Genomic DNA, 19361 nt, shown 5'->3' on the forward strand with positions numbered 1-19361 from the left:
TTACACTAATCTTCCCGTATAGCCATAATCAGAAAAGGTTGTCTTGTCGTCAACTAAGTCGCTACTCTACGAAATACTAAAATGGCAAATCTAGCGATAGAATTCTCACAATAACGCTCTTATTATAAAAATGAGTTGATACCCAATAACAAATTTGGAGGCCGCAGTTGGGATTCGATTCAGTAAGAATCTCTCATTTATTGAACGCACGTTTAATAAATGTTAAACCTGATGTAGAAGATAGCTTATGTTTTACAAACTCATTCCTTGCGCATAAATGAGACATTGATTGATGACCGGGGTGGGGCGCCACTGCGACGCCGGTGCGAATGGCAATTTGAGAATATTGTCAACAGCCCTAGATCTTCATTGAAAGACTACTACACTTACTTGGAAAATGGGCGTCAAGATAAACTCTGAAACCCTGTCCGTTACTGTACATGAGTGTGTCCACTTTTGGACATACCATCACCGGCAGCACTCACACTTTAGCCCTTTCAAGCTAATTAAGCCATTTTTGAAAGTTTGGTCAGGTATTTGTACGGCAAAGACTATACTAATAACTACTGCACCGACTTACCGGCGCTTTTGGCTATGAAACGAGTTTTTTTGGGGGAGTTAGAAGAAGTTGTTTTGCTGACGGTGGCGGCTCTGCAGGATATCGCCTACTGTGCTTCGATCACCCAAACGATCGACCAGCAAATGGGCCGAAGCATCAGCTTTCCTACGGTCCACACTACATTACAGCGGTTGGAAGAAAAAGGCTTTGTCGCTTCTCAGATGGGCGGAGCAACCGCCGAGCGGGGAGGTCGCCAAAAACGCCTGTTCACCCTCACAGCGGCTGGCCAGCAGGCATTGATTGAGTGTCGAAAAGTTCGGTCCCAACTATGGGATCAAATTCCAACCCCAATCCTACAGCTATGGGGCGTTTAACCAGCGGTGCGGGAGGTTACTCAGGACCGCCGGAGCGCCGGCCGCCACGCTGGGTTGACTGGCTATTGAGCCGGTTCAGTCCAGTCGGCATGGAAGATGAACTACAGGGTGATTTGCTGGAGATGTACACCTACTGGGTCAAGACTGTTGGCCCCTCAAAAGCCCGCTGGCGGTATGCCCTAGCCGTCATGCGGCTGATTCGCCCCTTCTCAAGGGCACATACCAAACAAAGCGCTAAATACCCTCAACCCTTTTTCTTAAACCCCGACATGATACGTAACTATTTCAAGATTGCCTTTCGAAACCTCGTTAAGAACAAGGTCTATTCGTTCATCAACGTTGCTGGCCTGGCGACTGGCATGGCCGTGGCCATGCTGATTGGTTTGTGGATTTGGGATGAACTGTCCTTCAATAAGGATCACCAGAACTACGACCGCATCGCTCAGGTGATGCAACACCAAACGATCAACGGCGGGATTGAAACCTGGGACAGTCAGGCCCTGCAGCTCGGCCCTGAGCTTCGCAATACGTACGGCAGCAACTTCAAACAAGTCGTGATGACAAGTGGCCGTAGGTATCCTATTTTATCCGTTGGCGACAGGAAGTTTGTCAAAGGTGGCCGTTTTATGGAACCGGCAGCACCCGAAATGCTGACGTTGACCATGCTGAAAGGTACATGGGCTGGCTTAAAAGACCCGAACTCCATCCTGCTCTCCGAATCGGTCGCCAAAAGCTTCTTCGACGATACCGATCCGATTGGTAAGCTCATGAAGATCGACAACGATCGGGCCGTCAAAGTAGCCGGCGTTTACGAAGACCTGCCCCAAAACTCGTCCTTCGCCGAGCTGATGTTTATTGCGCCCTGGGACTTACTGATCAAGGGCGAGGGATATGACAAAAAGTTGGGTTGGGGCAACAGTTGGTTTCAAGCGTTTGTCCAAATCGCCGATCAAGCCGATATGGACAAGGTTTCTTCGGCCATTAAGCTGGCCAAGTGGGAGCGCGTTAAAAACCTGTCTAATGAAGCTCCTTTTAAGTCGGAATTGTTTCTCCACCCGATGAATCGCTGGCATCTGTACGGTGACTTCAAGAATGGCGTAAACGTGGGTGGGCGTATTCAGTTTGTGTGGATGTACGGTATCATTGGTGCCTTCGTGCTCTTGCTGGCGTGTATCAACTTCATGAACCTGAGCACTGCTCGATCCGAGAAACGCGCGAAGGAAGTTGGGGTTCGCAAAGCCCTTGGTTCCGTACGCAGCCAATTGATCAGTCAGTTCTACAGCGAATCGTTGCTAGTAGCTTTCATTTCTTTTGTGCTGTCGATCCTGCTGGTTATCCTCGCGCTGCCCCTTTTCAACGAAGTGGCTGGTAAGGAGATGGCTATGCTGTGGGCTTATCCTCTGTTCTGGTTAGTCGGTATTGGCTTCACCATACTGACAGGCTTGATTGCAGGCAGTTACCCGGCGCTTTACTTGTCGTCGTTTGTTCCGGTTAAAGTCCTTAAAGGCACCTTCAAAGTCGGTCGTTTGGCGGCCGTTCCCCGCAAAGCGCTGGTCGTGGTGCAATTCACGGTTTCGATTACACTCATTATCGGCACGATCATCGTCTTCCGGCAGATTCAGCATACTAAGAACCGACCCATTGGCTTCAGCCGCGCCGGTCTGTTGAGCATTCCCATGAAAACAGATGAGGTTCACAAAGGCTACGAAGCCCTGCGCAATGATCTGTTATCGACGCGGACCGCCGTTGAACTATCCCAATCAGAAACGCAGGCTACCAGCGCCGGTATCACCAACGGCGGTTTACAGTGGCGAGGCAAGCCGGAGGGCATGCAGGACGAACAGGTGACCGTTGCGGTTACCCACGAGTTCGGCAAAACCATCGATTGGAAAATCAAAGAAGGACGCGACTTCTCGCGGGCGTTCGGCACCGATTCGTCCGGGTTTATCCTCAACGAAGAAGCAGTCAAGTACATGGGTTTCAAAGAGCCACTAGGCGAACAGGTCAAAGCATTTGGGCGTACCTATACGGTGATTGGCGTGGTTAAAAACATGGTGATGGAATCGCCCTATAACCCGATACGCCCTACCATTTTCTATATTGACAACTTCAACCGGGCCTTTTACAGCAATATCAAGATCAATCCGCACATCAGCGCCAGCGAAGCTTTAGCCAGCATCGAAGCGACGTTTAAGAAGTACAATCCCAACACGCCTTTCGAGTACAAGTTCGCCGACGACGATTATGATGCCAAGTTCCGGGCCGAGGAACGCATTGGTAAACTGGCCAGCTTCTTTGCGGTGCTCGCCATCTTGATTTCCTGCTTAGGCTTGTTTGGTTTGGCTTCGTTCGTTGCCCAGCAGCGCACCAAAGAGATCGGTATTCGCAAGGTGCTTGGCGCGTCGGTGACGAACCTGTGGCAGTTACTCTCGAAAGACTTTGTGGTGCTGGTCATTATCGCCTGCCTGATTGCCATTCCCATTGCTTATCACTTCATGGGCAGTTGGTTGCAGAACTACACCTATCGCGTCGATCTCTCGTGGTGGATTTTCGCAGTGTCAGGCCTGGGAGCCTTAGCCGTTACGTTGCTGACCGTCAGTTATCAAAGTATAAAAGCCGCCCTGATCAACCCAGTTAAAAGTCTACGATCCGAATAAAGGGTTGTTTTGAATTACTCATTTCTATAGCACTACCTACACGTATTGCTTTTTTAGTAAGCTAACGCGCAGTTTAAAAATTATTACTGGTAAGTAACCGATAGTCTACTGATCTCACAAAATCCTCCCAAAGTGCGACGGCTACTTACAATATCTGTGTCAAATGACCATACCTGTCGGTACGCCAAAGCGGGACCATGCATTATCGGTGCGGCAGCAGCCGAAGCGGCGACCCGGGACTGACCATCTGTGACTTACTTTTCTACCGTGCTATCTCACTTTCCGGACTGGTCAAATATATAATCGTTCATTAAAAGCCTAAAACGCTATATTTAATGAACCATCTAAGTGCTTGAAAATCATACTTTTGCCATCATTTTGGTAACTCACAAAAATCGTCCATGTAAACCCTTGCCCAAATGGACGCTTATTATGATTTGCAGTGACATCATAAGGCTCAGTTTAGATGCCTAAAAGCGTTCACGAAAAGGTTGCCTTTTCTATACGCACACTAGTAAAAGTACAATTAATTAAAACGCCGATTTTTTCTACCCCTTAAGTCGAAATGACGGTATAATACTATTTATAAAGCAATAAAGTGCGGTGTCGAGATTAGCGAATTCCTGTTCGCTAGAGCATTTCTTTAATCACCCTGTATATAATGCTAAAAGGCTTTATACACACGCATACGTTTATCCGATGAGTGTATAATCGTATGCGCAGTTCCCATCGCACTATTTGCTAAAGGGGCAAGGTTTAGCTTTCATATTTTGCACCCTGGTCCGGTTTAACCACTTAGGAAGTAGTATAAAACAAGATCTACGCCAACGGATTACGCACCAAACCGGCATTGATACCTAACTTAGCCCCTCCATGCTAGACTCCTTATTGGAACTGGTTAATGGGGCCATCCCTGAAGGTGAAACAAGTTATGTACGTATGTTCGACCGCTTCAGATCTACAATACGGGTTCGTAAAATGGGCGGAACAGTAGGGCCAATACAGTTTGGAACTCTATGAAGTACAAACCCATAAGTCTCCTTCTGTCAATCAGGGGTTTTGGTTAAGTTGCCCCAGCAGAAAAGCCAGCGTGTCGGCCGATAACTCAATACTAGAATGTTGGCAACCTCCCACCCGTATTACGTAAAATCGGGTTACCTATTGGGGTGGAGACATCAACGAGGTTGTATTCGCTCAGAAAGGGGAGTAGGCGGGTAAATAAGGTAAAATAGTGAATTTCTACATTAAACTAGACAGGACGCTGATACTTAATTGAGTGTCCAAATAAACATAATAAGTCCAGAAGGCTCAATTAACTATTTTTAGACAGTTTCTTTAAAACCAACGATAAATCATTGCCCCCTCGACTCGACAAACTCCCTTGGCGACTGGCCGGTCAGTTTCTTGAAAGCCCGATTGAACGTAGCTTTTGAGTTAAAGCCACAATCCAGCGCAATGCCCAGCAAACTCAAATGGCTATTAGCCGGATCGAGTGCCTGGCGTTTGAAGGCATCGACCCGGTACTGATTCACAAAATCATTGAAATTTTTTCCCGTTCCGGCATTTATGACTGGCGACAGGATTGACGCGTTGGTCTTGAGTCGGCGGGCCAGATCAATAAGCGATAATTCAGGGTCCAGATAAGGTCGTTCATTTGCCATATAGGCCAACAACATATCGCGCCAGGGCATCAAATCCATCATCAGGCCAGTTGGTGATTTTATCAACTGGCCTTCTACAGTACCATTAACCACCATAGGTTCCCTTTCAAGTACGCTGTCTGCCAACGGCTCGAAAAGTACAGCTTGTTCCTCAGTCGGCGCCTGATCAAACGTTAACCTTCGACCGGATTGTGCCTGTGCGTAGCCGTGGATGCTTACGTAATAAATCAGGATGACACCCGCCAGTTTGTCCCACCAGTTCTGCCAGAAATCAAGACTAAACGATACACTAATCGCTGTCATTAGAAGGCTGAACAACATAGTTGCGGTGAGCGTAATCAGGAAGTTGCGAAACCAACGAAAGCTGATGGTTTCGGTCTCGGAAAATTGTGTTTTAATCCAGGCCCGGTAGTGTCGATATAAGCGCAGGGACAAAATCAGGTAATACACATCCAATCCAACACCTACAAAAAACTCAACATTTTCCAGGTGATACGGGTACTGAACCATTGTTTTCCAGCGTTCGACGAAATCGTGTCCCATCGAAAAAATTCCGACATGGTAAGTCACATATACCAAAAACGGAACCGCATGCCAGGCATCCCGACGCGTGAACCGAAAGTCGGCATTTACCTGACTTTTGAGGTAGAAATAGCATAAGGCGGGGAACAGGTAGCCCAGCGTTCGGGGAAAGAACTCCAGTTCGCGCCAGAGAATTTCAATACCGCCAAAGCCCAGCATATACTCCCAGATATTCAAACTCAACCCCACCAGAACCCAACCAAGCAACCAGTCGGACAGTCGTTCCTCGCGCCGGGCCCGCACCCACAACAGAGCGGCATAAATCCAACCTTGCACAAAGCCAAATAATAAGGGGGAGGAATAGGGATTGAAGTCAAACGTCATCGGTAAAACTATTTACGGGCAAGATACAGTCTGTTTCTTTACTGAAAAATATTGAATGACTTCCCATCGTCGCTTTTCTGAACGGTCAAAAAAGGTTTTCCTTCGTCGATACGTTTTCCGCTCATTACCACATCGACCTGTCTACTATCAGCGAAATACACTTTAGTACCTACCGGCAGTTTCTGGGTAGTGCTACTATACGACATCAACATGATACCCTGCGTGCCATTGCCCGTTTCGTCGGGGCGATACGTGATAATCATTACTTTATGAGGAAGCAGGCTATTATTCCGAAAACGGACAGTTACGGTATTAGTCGCTAAGTGGCCCTTGGTTTTGGGATCGGTCAGCAGTGTTTTGCCTGCGTCGTCGGCGGTCACGGTCAGAATCAATGCACCCGTAGTTTCGCCATCTTCACTGTAATACAATTTACCACCAACTGGCCAGTTTTTCGGCGTTGATTCATTGCGATTCATGGTAAACCCATACGCCAAACCCGGCCCCTCTGCCCGAAACATCCGGTGGTAACCCAAATTATTGCGAAGGGTGAACGCCACACGGGCAACGGTTTCGCCAGATGCTATAGATTGAGCAACACTGGTAGTCAAGGTGCTCAAAGCAAATAAAGTAATCGTCAAAAATGCATTTATTTTGAATTGATTCAGGTTCGTTATCATGTTGTTTCGATGTTTTTGAGTTGTTGTTATTTTAGATGATGGTTATAGATTTCCTTTCACTTTAATTCGGCTGGCGTCGGTGTTAGCTTCACGTTCACGGGCGGCTTTAATATCCCGGCTCCCAAATTGATAGGTAAACCGAAGCGTGACTCGGCGGCTTTCCCATTTTCGGTCGATGTTAAATTGCTGTGTTTGAAAATCAGCCGATTGCCTCCAGCGCATCGTATTCAGCAGATCATCTACACCAAGGGTAATCCTGCCACGCTCCTGCATTACTTTCTTCTGAAGACTCAGATTCAATGCCCCCAACCCACCAACCCGGTAGATCGTTTGCGTTGTTGGCGCACTCCAGAATCCCGACGCCTGTGCCGACCAGACTTTCGAGATCGTAAATGAGTGTTGCATATACCCCTCGAAAGCAAATGCCCGTTGGTCGAACGACTCCCCTGGCGATAGGCTTCCCGTAAAGCGGTTCCAGGTTGCCCCGGCATACATGTACGTACTCCACCATTTTGTGAACTGATAGGGCATACTAACGGATAGATTCAGGGCATCGACCCGGCCTACGTTGGCAACCGTCTGGTAGGTGGCCAATCCCTCCTGCCGGATTACATCGGTCGTAAAATCCTGGGTGCGGCTGTAGGTTAGCTTGAGCGTCGATGCCCATTTGTAGGTGTAGCTGGCTTCGAGTGTATGGGTATAGGTGGGCCGCAGATAAGGGTTACCCCGCTGACTGGTATATGGGTCAATCTGGTAAACGAACGGATTCATATCCTGATAGTTAGGGCGTCCGATGCGCCGTCCGTAAGTGACACCAAACTGGCTGTTGTCGGTAGCCCTATACTGCACAAATGCCGTTGGGAACAGGTTGAGGTAAGCGGTATCCGGGCGCTGAATCGTTTGCTGAAGCAAATCCGTCGAACGTCCATTCACGTTGGCGTGTTCGGCCCGTAACCCACCCTGAACTGACCACTTGCCCATTGTCCGGTTCAGTGATGCATAGGCTGCGTTCACGATTTCCCGATAGGTAAACCGATTCGTGCGGTTCACATCAGCACGTTCCGGTTCAGCACCAATAAACGCCAGTAGATCATTGTCCGTCGATACATCCGTGTGTTTAACTCCCGTTTCGAGTTTCAGGTGACGCGCTTTCCATTCCTTCACAAAATCAGTTTTCAGCGTAAGGATGGTAATGTTTGTGCTGGCATCGAACCGGCGTTGCCGACGAAACAATGATTGCCCACTACCATCGCTATACTCACTCGTGATCCTGTTGGGCGACGTGTTTTGGAAACGGGTTATGTCCGCATCCATGTTCAATTCCAGTCCCAGCGTATCCCCATATCGGTAGTTTAAGGATGCATTGGTGCGGTTGTTTCGAGCGGGCTGGTCTGTTGTGCCATTCGTTGCCTGATTTACGATGCTCGAATCCAGCCTATTCTGACTGATTATGAGACTCGTAGTGGTGAACGTGCCGAATCGGTTAGCCGACGCATTACCCGATACAATAAAGCCAATTGTTTGCTGCGCTGCGGTGCGCTGATTAGTAAGGGCGTAGTCAACACCCGCTTTGTAAACGATGGCCTTCGTCCCGTCGGAATCGTAGCCTCGCTGTAGGAATTGCGAACCACCCGTCCGTCTGTCCAGGCGTACATTGGTAATCTGAAAGTTGTCACTGACGGCCACATTACCAAACAGATTAACGCGTTTGGTCCGGTAGTTCAGGTCGAGGGCAGCGTTGGCCCGATGATGGTCGCTCTGGCCATAGCCAGCCGATACGTTGCCGTTTATCCCCAGACTTTTGTCACGCCGAAACCGGAGGTTAATAATACCAGCCCCACCCTGCGCATCGAAACGGGCTGAGGGGTTAGTGATCAGCTCTACTTTGTCGATGCTGGCTGCGGGGGTGGCTCGCAACAAATTGGCCAGATCAGCGGCTGAGAGATTGGTTGGCTTGCCGTCAATAAATACGTTGACGCCCTGTTTACCAGCCATCCGAATATTATCATTCGGATCAATGACTACGCCGGGAGCCTGCTGCAATAGTTCGTAGGCGGTTTTGCCCTGAGCCGTAGCATCAGCGGCTACATTCAGCACCGTTTTATCAACTTGTTGCTCAACAAGTGCCCGTTTGGCTCGAACCTCTACACCGTTCAGTAGTTGCCCAGCAGCCACGAGTGTTAGTGGTTCCATGATCACCGACTGACCAGCCTTTACCGCAACTGCCTGGCTTTTGGCACTGGTCATTCCCACCAGAGACGCCTGCAAATAGTAACGTCCCTCGGCTATGTTTGTAAACGTATACTGACCGGCTTCATTGGCAATTGTTCCGGTTACGAGTGTAGAGTCGCCAGCTCGGAGAAGTTTGACGACGGCGAATGAAGCGGGGCTATTTGTTGCCTCAAGTACGGAGCCCGTCAACGATTGAGCAATTGACGAACCGCTCGCCAGTGTTAGAAAAAGGAGGGTAAAGAAGCGTGCCATGGTATTGAATCGTTTGTGATTGACGATTCAAAGGTGGCTGGTTACGCCTGCTGCTTCGCCCCAAAAAAGATTTGAGACGCCCCAAATGATGAATTGAGCCCTTTAACCTTCTATTTTAAGATAATGTCCGAATGTTTCCATAACATGACAGTTAGCTAGCCAAACCGTACTAATTATATTAAGCAATGTTCAATCCGTCGACAGAGCGGCAATTATTAATACGTTGAAGGCGGTATTATGAAGGTTGCCACTGACCGCAGATTTTTAGTAGCGAGACTAGCTACTTTTAGGGGACACTTTTTTCAATGACCTTTACGTAGTGTTCAGTAGACTATGCCCATTCTTCTAGAACGATTTTGAATTAATGTCCAATCTTAAAAATATACCATTTTGAAATTAAATCTATGGCAATTAATTTATTGCCTCTCCTTGTTTAAATACAAAAAATTCATTGAACTCCTTCGTTCACGAAAAGGCTTCGTTATTTGAACAAAAGATTTTAATATTTGCCCAACATAATCGTAGAACATACGCTCATGCAAAACCCTATCTATATTGTCGGAGTCGGGGCCATTGGCATGACCTTAGCTGTGTTGCTGAAGCTGTCTGGTAAACAGGTTATGCTGCTACGCGGTCGCCAGGGGAGGGCGCCTGAAACCGAAGAAACTAGCATTATTGTTGACTGTAGCGATGGTACTGCCCTAACAGCTTCCATTCCTATCCGCACTTTAGAACAGATTGAGCGCTTAAATGGTATTGTTTTGCTGACCAGCAAAACCTTCGGCAACCGGGAGTTGGCCCGGCGATTGAGCGGAAAGACAGGTGAGTCGCCCCTGGTTTTGCTGCAAAATGGACTGGGTATTGAAGAACCATTTCTGGAAGCTGGTTTTGAGGAGCTGTATCGGTGTGTGTTACTGGCGACTTGTCAGGTGCAAGCACCGCATAGGGTTCGCTATAAACCCGTAGCCGCTTCGCCTATTGGCCTGATTCGGGGCCATGAATCCCGGCTGGCGGAGCTTGTCGAACAGCTTAGTACGGCTCCGTTTCCGTTCCGGGCTGAGGGTGCCATTCAGCAGACTATCTGGGAAAAAGTCATTACGAATTGTGTCTTCAATGCCATTTGTCCGTTGCTTGGGACCGATAATGGTATTTTTCATCGGGATAACTCAGCGTTGGTTTTAGGGCGCCAGATTATCGACGAATGCGTGGCGGTGGCTGGGGTAGTGGGTATTGTATTAAATCGGGAGGAAGTGGAGGGCCGACTGCTGCAAATCAGCCAACGTTCAGACGGACAACTGATCTCTACCTTAGTTGATATAAATAACGGTCGCGAGACTGAAATTGAGTCGCTCAATCTGGCTGTCGCCCGCCTGGCCCACCGGCTGGGCAGGCCTGAATTGGCCAGCCGTACTCGCTTACTGGGCGAACTGACCCGATTGAAGTCAGAAGTGAGTCGGGGAGTCGTGTTCCACAGAAGCTAATTGAGTCCATTAATCCAGGCTAGATTATTTAGTAATCAACTTCATCCGGCCAGATTGAACTCCGGCAGTTAATGGCTTTCCATTAATCAGCTTCAGCTATTGATTGATAGATTATTAACCCGTAATCAGCGCATCAACCAAATCAATGGTACTTGCTTATGTCAACCGGCTCGAAGGAGGTAAAAACGCTCTCGGGCAGCTGCTCCAATACGTGGATATCAGTAAGTTTACGCTCTCCCCGGTCGCCCGACAGTTTGATCTTGCCATAAGTCCGGTAATCATTCCAAGGCATCACGAAGGTTGGCTCCGCCTGATGGGCCTCCTTAAAATGCGCCCATTGTGAAACCAAGTGACGTTGTTTATCTACGTATATCTTATAGCCATTCTGAGGGGTAACCCCTACGCCCTCAAAGGTCAGCCGCAGCACATCCGCTTTGGTACCCGCCTGGGTGGTATCCTCCCCCCCGTACTTGAGCGTAAGCCCGGAATCTTTCAGTTTAAACGGCATGACAAGCCAATAGGAATCATTGATCCAGGCTTCTTTACCTTCTTTAAGGTATTTGCTCACCGTGTCGGCCTGGGTCACTTGTGCGCCGTTTTTTGACACTTTCCCTTTCCCATCGTTGACATTGATTAGAATTTTGGTGTCATCTTTTAGGTTTTCTATCCGTACGTTGCCCGTGTACTTGTCCCAAATCAGTGTCCGGTAGCCGAAGAAGTTCCAGGCAAGGTAATGGGTAGCATCCCAGTTTTTGCGTCCACCCTGGGCCTTCATCACTTGATCGGCAATGTCAATGGCTTTAGCATCGGACCCCTGGGCATTAAAATCAGGCATGGGCGGATTTTCCGACTCGCTTCGCTGCGGTTGCGAGCAGGAAGAAGCGAAAAGAATCAGTAAGCTGACAAAGGCCAGCGTTGGAAAGGCAGGGGTCATTTTCATTGGATTGGATTCGAAGGGTTATCAATGAAGATTAATATGGGCGCTTTCGCAACAGGGGTGATGCCCGGTTCCCCGCTTCGGCGGCCCGGCGCAACGGCCGGTACAGCCGCTGGCCGGTACGCCGGAGCGGGACCGTCGAAGCCTTATAAGTGTGCCAATGGGCCGATTCTACTATCGGCCTATTGGGCAGTCACTGTGGCTTAACTGATAGTACACGCTTGACGTATACCATAGGACATATACAAGTAAAGTTGTATCAAATTTGACTATTTTACTACCGCTTTCCTCAAGAAGAAATGCAATAAAAAGCTACTGTGATTTCGTCCGCGAAAACCAACCCAATTCGTAGTCTACGATGGAAAGAGAATATCCATACTTTCTTGAATTTAGTCTGGCTTAACTTGGTCAATACTACCTGATTTTTAGTATATTATAACCTGATTACACTCAGGATAGGTGGGTTTGGAGCATTGTCGTAGATCCTTCGTTGAAACCCCTTCAGGTAGTCAGGTCAATAACCTCCACGGAAAAATTAGTACTTCTCAGAAGCTAAGTAGGAATCTGGTATGAAACACAATTGACGATCCTTCATGAAATCCCAACTTATAGACGCTCTGGGTACGATCACTACCCCAAGTCAGGTATTGACAGACAAGGATTCGACGAGGCCTCCGGATAAGTCGGATTCTGGATCTGCGGACTCCTTACGCCAGCACTACCAAACCTGTTTAGGCGGGCCGTTTCCTGAAGCAATCCCCTTGCTGTCCAAAATAGGGGAAACGTGGCTAAAAGAGGGGTATCGAATTGAATGGGTCAGTTATCTAGTTGAGGCAGATGAACGAGTTCCAGCCCTGCTGTTGATACCCGACACGGTTACCCCTCAGCGCCCGGCTCCAGGCATTGCTGTTTGGCATCAGCACAATGGGCAGTATGAGTTGGGTAAATCCGAGCCGGCAGGCTTAGTCGGTAACCCCATGCATCATACGGCCGTAGCGCTGGTCCGGGAAGGCTACGTCGTCCTGTGTCCCGATGCGCTCTGTTTCGGGGAACGGCAGGACCCAACTGGTAAACTTACCAATGGCGACTATGAACGATTCGAGTTTTTGCGCCAGGTAGTGCGGGGCCGTAGTTTGGCCTGGAAAAACGTGCTGGATATGCGTTGTGCGGTAGATTACCTATGTAGCCGTCCAGAGGTAGTAGCCAATCAGATCGGTTGTTATGGTCATTCGATGGGCGCAACCCACGGCTGGTTAGTGGGGCCATTGGAACCTCGGTTGCGCTGCATCGTGGGCAATTGTTGCTTACCAACCTACGAGGTCATTGAAGCCCAGCATTTGCTGCACTGCTTTGCTAATTTTGTTCCTGGCTGGGCTCAATTTGGGGATACCCCCGAGATTGCCTCCCTGATCGCCCCCCGGGCGCTGCACCTTAATTTTGGCGAGCAGGACCCCGGCTCCCCCATTGACTCGGTTCGAGCCGGCTTAGTGCGAATTGGCCAAGCCTATCAGCGAGCGGGTGCCTGGAAGAATTTTACCTTTTTGATTGAAGCCCATCAAGGGCATGTACTTTCGAGGGCCATGTGGCAGCAGGTGAAAGCGGCTTTTTCCCGGCATCTTCATCGGGGCTGATTAACCTGTAGCCCAACCAACTTAATTTAACTATTTCCTTCGTTACTCGTGATAACTCTCCAGCAAGTTTATATACTGAAATTTTCGACAAGGCGTTCAACCTATGACTAAGTAGCATACGATGTCGACAAACAAGTCCACTGTGCCAATTAATTAGACCATCTCAACCAATAATAAAAGACGCACTGTACCAATCAGGTTTTGGTGTAAACCCGAGCGTTCATCCCTGCCCGAATGGGTGTGGTAACCGACCTGTAAAATTTGTTAGGGCGTCCTTAATCAGGTTTGGATAAGTTTTCGTTACAAGGCCGCAAAATTGTACTTTACCCAGTGCAGCTTTATTCTATCAGTTATGTAGTGAAACTAATCCAAGAGATGAAGCTATAATGCTATAGCACTAAAACAGGTTTTAGTGCTAACTTTCATCTTTAGTATAAACAATGACATAACAGGACCGTTTTGAGAATGACCTAGCTTGGCCATGGCTGTGAGAACAGTCGAGTGGTTTGCTTTACATCTTTTTTATCCCACAAATCCGTTCGTACAGCTGTGATCGAGATCAAAACTGAGAATGCCCGAGCGAGCATATTTAAAATCAGCCAAGGGATGGAGTTGCAAGAATGGGAAGTTAAAAACCGTCAGCCCCAGCCTAGACTGAAATTAAAATCACCTCATTTCCACGATGAGTATCAGATTGGTTTCATCAGTCAAGGAGCCATCGAAAATACGTACCGCAAAAGAAAAGTACTCGTTACGCCCCATAAATTATACATCATTCAGCCCGCTGAGATCCACGCTGAAGATCTGGTACGAGAGCAGACGCTCCGGTTTTGCTTCGCCTTCATCACCCCGCAACAGCTTAGTCAGTCCGTTGAAGAGATTACGGATGGCAAACAGGTCCATGTTGATTTTAATCACCTGTTACTAACGAATAACTTTCTTAATAATCAGTTAGTAAAGCTTACGGCCTTGTTCTTTTCGATGCTTCAACGTCCTTTCTCCATCCTCGAATATGAGACTCGCTTTTTGAACTGGATTACTGCTGTTTTGGCCCACTGCGGCAGTTCAAAGCTAGGTATTGAAACGCTGGGTAACGAACGGAAAGCTGTTGAAGCAGTAAAAGTGTATTTGGCCGACAATTTTGCCCAGCCTATTTCATTGGCTCTGCTGGCTGATGTGGCCTGTCTAAGCAAATTTCATCTCCTACGGTCCTTTGTTAAAGAAACGGGAATGACCATCCACGACTACCAAACCCAGTTGAAAATTTGTAAAGCGAAAGAACTGCTTAAAAAAGGAAGCCAAATCGTCGATGTGGCCTTAGAACTGGGCTTTTTCGACCAATCTCATTTTAGTAAATGCTTCAAACGTTTCACTTCCCAGACACCAGGTCGATTCTAACAGACAGTCTTAAGGTGACCCAATGGCCATTCTCAGGACCAGAACGCATCAAATGCATGCTGGTCCTCTTTAAAAGCCTGCCCTATCACACTTTTGTCACTACGTACCTCAAAGACCAAGGCCCGGTTGTAAGTCAACGTTTGTCCATTCTATGTTTGATCGTCCTTTTGCTGAAGGACGTTATCGATACCACCGGGGTAGACTACGCTTTGTCATGGGTCCGCCGAGACCGTTCGGAATGGCAGTCGCCCCGGTTGTTGGGATGGTGCTGAACTTGAACAGTTCGTGGGGACTTGATCCCGAATGAAGAATAGATAAGTCATCGCTGTCAGTATCCTAAACACCTAATGTATGCAAACTACTTTCGTCAACATTGACATTGCCAAACACGCCTTCCAAGTCGCCTTCCGTCACACCGACGGCCAATGGGTACAGCAACAGCTAGCCAATACCCCACAGGGCTATGCCCAGTTAATGGCCCTGCTGCCCACCCGTAGCCACTCTGTGCTGGAGGCTACGGGTAGCTACTATCTGCCCCGGGCCCAAGCCCTCTACCAGCAACAATGTCGGCTGAGCGTAGTTAATCCCCTGGTCATTAAACGCTTTGGCCAAATGTTACTGCGTCGCACCAAAACCGACCAGGCTGATGCTCGCCTGTTGAGCGAATTTGGCCAAAACCAGCAGCCTGCGCTCTGGCAGCCATCCACTTAGTTGATGAGTCAGTTAAGCCAGTTGCAAACCCTGTTGGAGCAGTACATCAAATAACGCACCGCCCTGCGGAATCAACAGGAGGCTTTTGAGCACTCGGGGGTGCCTAATCCAGCCCTGTATGATTCGCTTCAGGCCAGTCTGAGCCACCTCCAGCAACAGATCGACCAGCTTGAGCAAGCCCTTGACCAACCGGCCCGCGCCGAGTTTGCCGCCCTTTACACCAACTTGTTAAGTATCCCTGGCATTGGCCGCAAAACTGGCTATCTGATCGTCCTGACGCGGGGCTTTACCCGCTTTGAGTCGGCCAAGCAGATAGCCAGTTTTGTCGGGCTGGCTCCACGCGTGTTTGAATCGGGCACCTCCGTCAAGGGCAAAGGCCACATCTGCAAATTAGGCCAGAGCCGCATCCGCCAACTTTTGTACATGGCCAGTATGCAGGCCAAGAAAGCCAACCCGGCCTGCGCGGCTTTGTATGAGCGCTTGGTGAAGGCGGGTAAACCTAAGTTAGTGGCCTTGAATGCCGTCGCCCATAAATTAGTGCGGCAGGCTTTCGCCATCGCCACCAACCAAACCCCCTTTGACAAAAATTTAGTTATTCCCACTTGACTTTCAACACAGTTCATTCCGAGTAGCCGTTTCAACCACGACAGTATGGACATGATTGGCGTGAATCGGCCACGCCAATGTCCCAATGATTTTATGGGTCCCCTTAGTTAATTTATCCATTTGACTCAACAGATGTAGTATCCTGTCTGGCCCCTTGTATTCACCGAAGAGCAAACGTTTACCTCGGATTAACATCACCACATCATCGGCGAGTAACTGGGTTGCAACAGCCGGATCGTCCTAGTGAACGGCCTCAATAAAGGCTTACATTACCTGAACGGAGGGAAGCTGATCAAAGCCCGATTCGCTCGAGCTAGCGATCATCTAGTCTGTTTTCATACTGGTACTTATCGTCTGCTGACTAGGAGTGATTCGGTTGCCGATCCACTTTTTTTATAAGCCTAAAAACGCATCGACACCCGCCTGATCGGCCTGGAAATGCTCCAAATTGAATTTTTTCCCATTTTTGAACTGGAACAGAATTGTTTCTTCCCAGACAAACGAGCGATTATTGCGGTCCGCTTGGTTCTTGATGAACAGGATTACCTCCTCCTTTTCATTGACCAGCCAGTGCATTTCACGAATGCTATACGTCCCCTGGGTCAGTTCCATCAGTCTGCCCAAATAACCCATCACCTCGGCTGGACCCTGGTACACCCCCGACAACGCATTGTGCCCCGGTACGGTATAAGTAACCTCGGGATCGAAAACGGTGGCCCCCGCTTCATAGTCGCCCCGCGCCATGGCGGCCTGATAGGCCCGGATGCGTTGGACATTGGGGTGCTCCAGCGCACCCGTTTCCAGGGTTGTTGTTGATTCGGTCATGGTCTTGCTTGAAAGAGGGTTAACGCAGTGATGATTGGTAAATCCGGTTTCGTTCCAGGTAGTAGCCCAGAGAAATCAGGGGCAGAATAAAGACCATGCTAAACAGCACCTGATTGGTCTGGATACCGAGGAGAGTCGGCATGGCCAGCCCGTTGGCATCGTTGAACGCTGTTCCCGGAAACAGAATGGCCGGTAGTTGAGCCATCCAGTAGAGGGCAGCAAACAGGGTACCCTGGTTGAGCCTTTCCCCCTCGGACGGGTCCTTGCGGCCCCACAGGGCCCACAAAGAAAGCAGCCCTAAGTAAGCCCCGAAGATCATGGTTTGGGCATTGTGAAACTTGGCATGTGGTGGCCAGTCTGGGTTATAAATGTGAGTTTGATTCCAATCCGCCAGGTACGGGGATGTTGCCGTGAAAACCGCGACAAACGATATAAGAAGCTTTCCCGTTTTCATCACTAGAGTCAGTTCGGACGTTAGACGATGTAAAAATGCAGGGTGTTTTGTGTATAATCTTGTAAAAAATTGCTCAATTTATTACGGATACTTGTAGACCAGTCCCACTATAAACGTCCTTTTATAGTGGGACTGGTCTTGCAATCTTTAACTGGATAAAAAGATAAGAAACGTCTGTCTAAAAAAAGGTAGCAAGTCCAATCATAACTTGACACACTTTATTGAACACTCTCGCCGTATGGGTGATCTGCACGTTTACCAATGGATTACGAGCCTTGTGAGTATACGTTTGAACAAAGCGGTCCGCCGGTGGGGTTCGGTCGCAGTCATAACATCGGTAGCGTTGGACGCCTGCACCAGTTGTGCTATAGCCAGTCCGCCGGTGCGATTTGATTTGTTTGCCCACAACGCTTGCAGGCAACTGCTTCTAATACCATTCACAAATACATCTATTTCAACGCCGCTAGGCAATTACCTTAATTTCCGTTCATAGGCCCCGCCGGTGTTAGGGCAACGTCGTCTGGAGCTATATTATACTCGCTCAGACATGTATCAAGCGGTTGGCCGTGTACATGAATACAATCACAGAAGTTGTAACCAGCTTTGGTTCTGTTACTACCCGTGAATTGCTTCTTACACTGTGCTAAGGTATTGCGGGGCTCAATATCATAGAGGCTTGGAATGCCCACTACACAAATGAGAACGGCAGCAAATACACTGGCAAAAAACGTAATCGGAAATTTGTTATCAACGGTTTTAGTCACAGTTGACTCTTGGGAAATTGCCAGTCGATTAAAGGGAAGAATGTATTTCCATTTGTCATAATTCCAGCCGAGCAGATACAAATTCGATAATACCATCAAGGGCGCAGTAAAAAGTGACCCGTCAAAACGTGTCGCGTACGTCAGTATGCAGATATTTAGAATAATGGGAAAATAAAGAAATGCGCCCAAGGTTACCGTACGGGGTATCACTAGCAGAATGGCCGCTATGACTTGCCAAACCCCAATTGATGTGTAGTAATAACCCGTATGGTGCAGAGCTTCCAAGTAATGACCCATTGGATGATTGACGGCTAAGCCACTAGCGAACCGTTCACCCATAATTTTAACCAATCCCGCTGGCAAAAATCCGGCTGCCAGAGCGACTCGATTAAAAATGGCAAAAAACCGAAGCCATCTGTTTTGTTTTACACGAAAGTGCACCCGGTCAAGTCTGGAGGAGATACTCATGACTGGTTTTCGTTATATATAGTCTTTATATGAAAAGTACTTTGCATTCCAAAGTTGCATGTAGATTTTACTTTCTGAAAGTATTATTTATTAAGAGGTTGATCCCCCTAAAATGTCGCCAAGTGGACAACTTGTCTCCCCTATGGATAAACGCGTTTGAAACCCCTTCGCCAAGTTTGCATCGGTAGATCACTGTGTTCTAATAGCTACGTATAGACGCATAATCCTACAACATTTGATTGCTATTTATCTTTTAGCGCAGCGCAATTTAACCATTGAATCATATTAGAAATGTACTATTTTGCCTGTTTTAATTTTTGGCGTGACTTCAAGAACAGAGTCGTCAATAAGTGCAATTTTAGAATTCTACGATGTCGTTCACGAAAAGGCTCAATTCACTATACAAGTCTTTGTAACGAACTCTATAGCTTAAGATTTGTACGCACAAATGCGAACTCGTGACAGGTGGATATCCGACCGATTAAATTGACGTTGCATTTCCGCGAACACCCATTCAATAGCTTGGTCGGGATCCGTTGCGGGAACGGATATATCTTCATCCAGGCGGATACTGTGTTTCATCTCATCCCGTACGTCAAAGACGACTCGGATTACTTGTTTTTTTTTAGTGGTCATGGTAAATAACTGGGTAGTGGTAAATGTCAAGCTGATTTAGTTTGATTATAATGGTTAATAAAGTTGAGTGTACGCGCAAAATGACTATCATCCGTTTTGGCAAAGGACAGCGTTTTACGGGTTAGGTGAGGC

At 48.1% G+C, this 19361-nt stretch carries 15 protein-coding genes; 8 read left to right on the forward strand and 7 right to left on the reverse strand.

Annotated features, from left to right (window positions below; genetic code table 11):
* Positions 1–594 precede the first annotated feature (594 nt).
* Positions 595–933 carry a PadR family transcriptional regulator gene (locus ACYVI1_RS05830; protein WP_460907728.1) on the forward strand — a complete coding sequence of 113 codons (339 nt, stop codon included), beginning with the start codon at positions 595–597 and terminating at the stop codon, positions 931–933.
* Positions 921–3590 (forward strand): ABC transporter permease, encoded by a 2670-nt coding sequence (locus tag ACYVI1_RS05835; RefSeq protein WP_460907730.1) that lies wholly within the window; start codon positions 921–923, stop codon positions 3588–3590. Before ACYVI1_RS05830 ends, ACYVI1_RS05835 begins: the two co-directional genes overlap by 13 nt.
* Positions 3591–4942: 1352 nt before the next feature.
* Here ACYVI1_RS05835 and ACYVI1_RS05840 read toward each other — a convergent pair.
* Genes ACYVI1_RS05840 through ACYVI1_RS05850 form a run of 3 tightly spaced genes read right to left on the reverse strand, consistent with a single transcriptional unit; the run spans position 4943 to position 9318 of the window.
* Complete coding sequence (locus ACYVI1_RS05840; RefSeq protein WP_460907732.1) at positions 4943–6157, reverse strand: helix-turn-helix domain-containing protein; 1215 nt, start codon at positions 6155–6157, stop codon at positions 4943–4945.
* Between the two features lie 38 nt (positions 6158–6195).
* On the reverse strand, positions 6196–6834 hold the full coding sequence (locus ACYVI1_RS05845) for a hypothetical protein (RefSeq protein ID WP_460907734.1): 639 nt from the start codon (positions 6832–6834) through the stop codon (positions 6196–6198).
* Between the two features lie 42 nt (positions 6835–6876).
* On the reverse strand, positions 6877–9318 hold the full coding sequence (locus ACYVI1_RS05850) for a TonB-dependent receptor domain-containing protein (protein WP_460907736.1): 2442 nt from the start codon (positions 9316–9318) through the stop codon (positions 6877–6879).
* A 536-nt stretch (positions 9319–9854) separates the two neighbouring features.
* On the opposite strand from ACYVI1_RS05850, the gene ACYVI1_RS05855 reads away from it, so the two are divergent.
* Positions 9855–10799, forward strand: coding sequence for a ketopantoate reductase family protein (locus ACYVI1_RS05855; RefSeq protein ID WP_460907738.1), 945 nt, complete (start codon positions 9855–9857; stop codon positions 10797–10799).
* 142 nt (positions 10800–10941) lie between these two features.
* Here ACYVI1_RS05855 and ACYVI1_RS05860 read toward each other — a convergent pair whose 3' ends face one another.
* A complete protein-coding gene (locus ACYVI1_RS05860; RefSeq protein ID WP_460907740.1) occupies positions 10942–11739 on the reverse strand; it encodes a hypothetical protein in 798 nt (265 codons plus the stop codon).
* A 24-nt stretch (positions 11740–11763) separates the two neighbouring features.
* On the opposite strand from ACYVI1_RS05860, the gene ACYVI1_RS05865 reads away from it, so the two are divergent.
* The 5 genes from ACYVI1_RS05865 (at position 11764) to ACYVI1_RS05885 (ending at position 16082) form a co-directional block, all read left to right on the forward strand.
* Complete coding sequence (locus tag ACYVI1_RS05865; protein ID WP_460907742.1) at positions 11764–11943, forward strand: hypothetical protein; 180 nt, start codon at positions 11764–11766, stop codon at positions 11941–11943.
* 386 nt (positions 11944–12329) lie between these two features.
* Positions 12330–13367: a dienelactone hydrolase family protein gene (locus ACYVI1_RS05870; RefSeq protein WP_460907744.1), complete on the forward strand. Its 1038-nt coding sequence runs from the start codon at positions 12330–12332 to the stop codon at positions 13365–13367.
* A 549-nt stretch (positions 13368–13916) separates the two neighbouring features.
* Positions 13917–14765: a helix-turn-helix transcriptional regulator gene (locus ACYVI1_RS05875; protein WP_460907746.1), complete on the forward strand. Its 849-nt coding sequence runs from the start codon at positions 13917–13919 to the stop codon at positions 14763–14765.
* Positions 14766–15116: 351 nt separating this feature from the next.
* Positions 15117–15476 (forward strand): IS110 family transposase, encoded by a 360-nt coding sequence (locus tag ACYVI1_RS05880; RefSeq protein ID WP_460907748.1) that lies wholly within the window; start codon positions 15117–15119, stop codon positions 15474–15476.
* A gap of 99 nt (positions 15477–15575) precedes the next feature.
* Positions 15576–16082: an IS110 family transposase gene (locus ACYVI1_RS05885; RefSeq protein WP_460907750.1), complete on the forward strand. Its 507-nt coding sequence runs from the start codon at positions 15576–15578 to the stop codon at positions 16080–16082.
* A 393-nt stretch (positions 16083–16475) separates the two neighbouring features.
* Here ACYVI1_RS05885 and ACYVI1_RS05890 read toward each other — a convergent pair whose 3' ends face one another.
* From ACYVI1_RS05890 to ACYVI1_RS05900, 3 genes are all read right to left on the reverse strand, one after another.
* Positions 16476–16907: a nuclear transport factor 2 family protein gene (locus ACYVI1_RS05890; RefSeq protein ID WP_460907752.1), complete on the reverse strand. Its 432-nt coding sequence runs from the start codon at positions 16905–16907 to the stop codon at positions 16476–16478.
* Positions 16908–16926: 19 nt separating this feature from the next.
* Positions 16927–17361 (reverse strand): DUF6640 family protein, encoded by a 435-nt coding sequence (locus tag ACYVI1_RS05895; RefSeq protein ID WP_460907754.1) that lies wholly within the window; start codon positions 17359–17361, stop codon positions 16927–16929.
* Between the two features lie 476 nt (positions 17362–17837).
* A complete protein-coding gene (locus tag ACYVI1_RS05900; protein WP_460907756.1) occupies positions 17838–18593 on the reverse strand; it encodes a DoxX family protein in 756 nt (251 codons plus the stop codon).
* Positions 18594–19361: the final 768 nt, after the last annotated feature.

This window comes from Spirosoma areae (genome assembly GCF_054781775.1).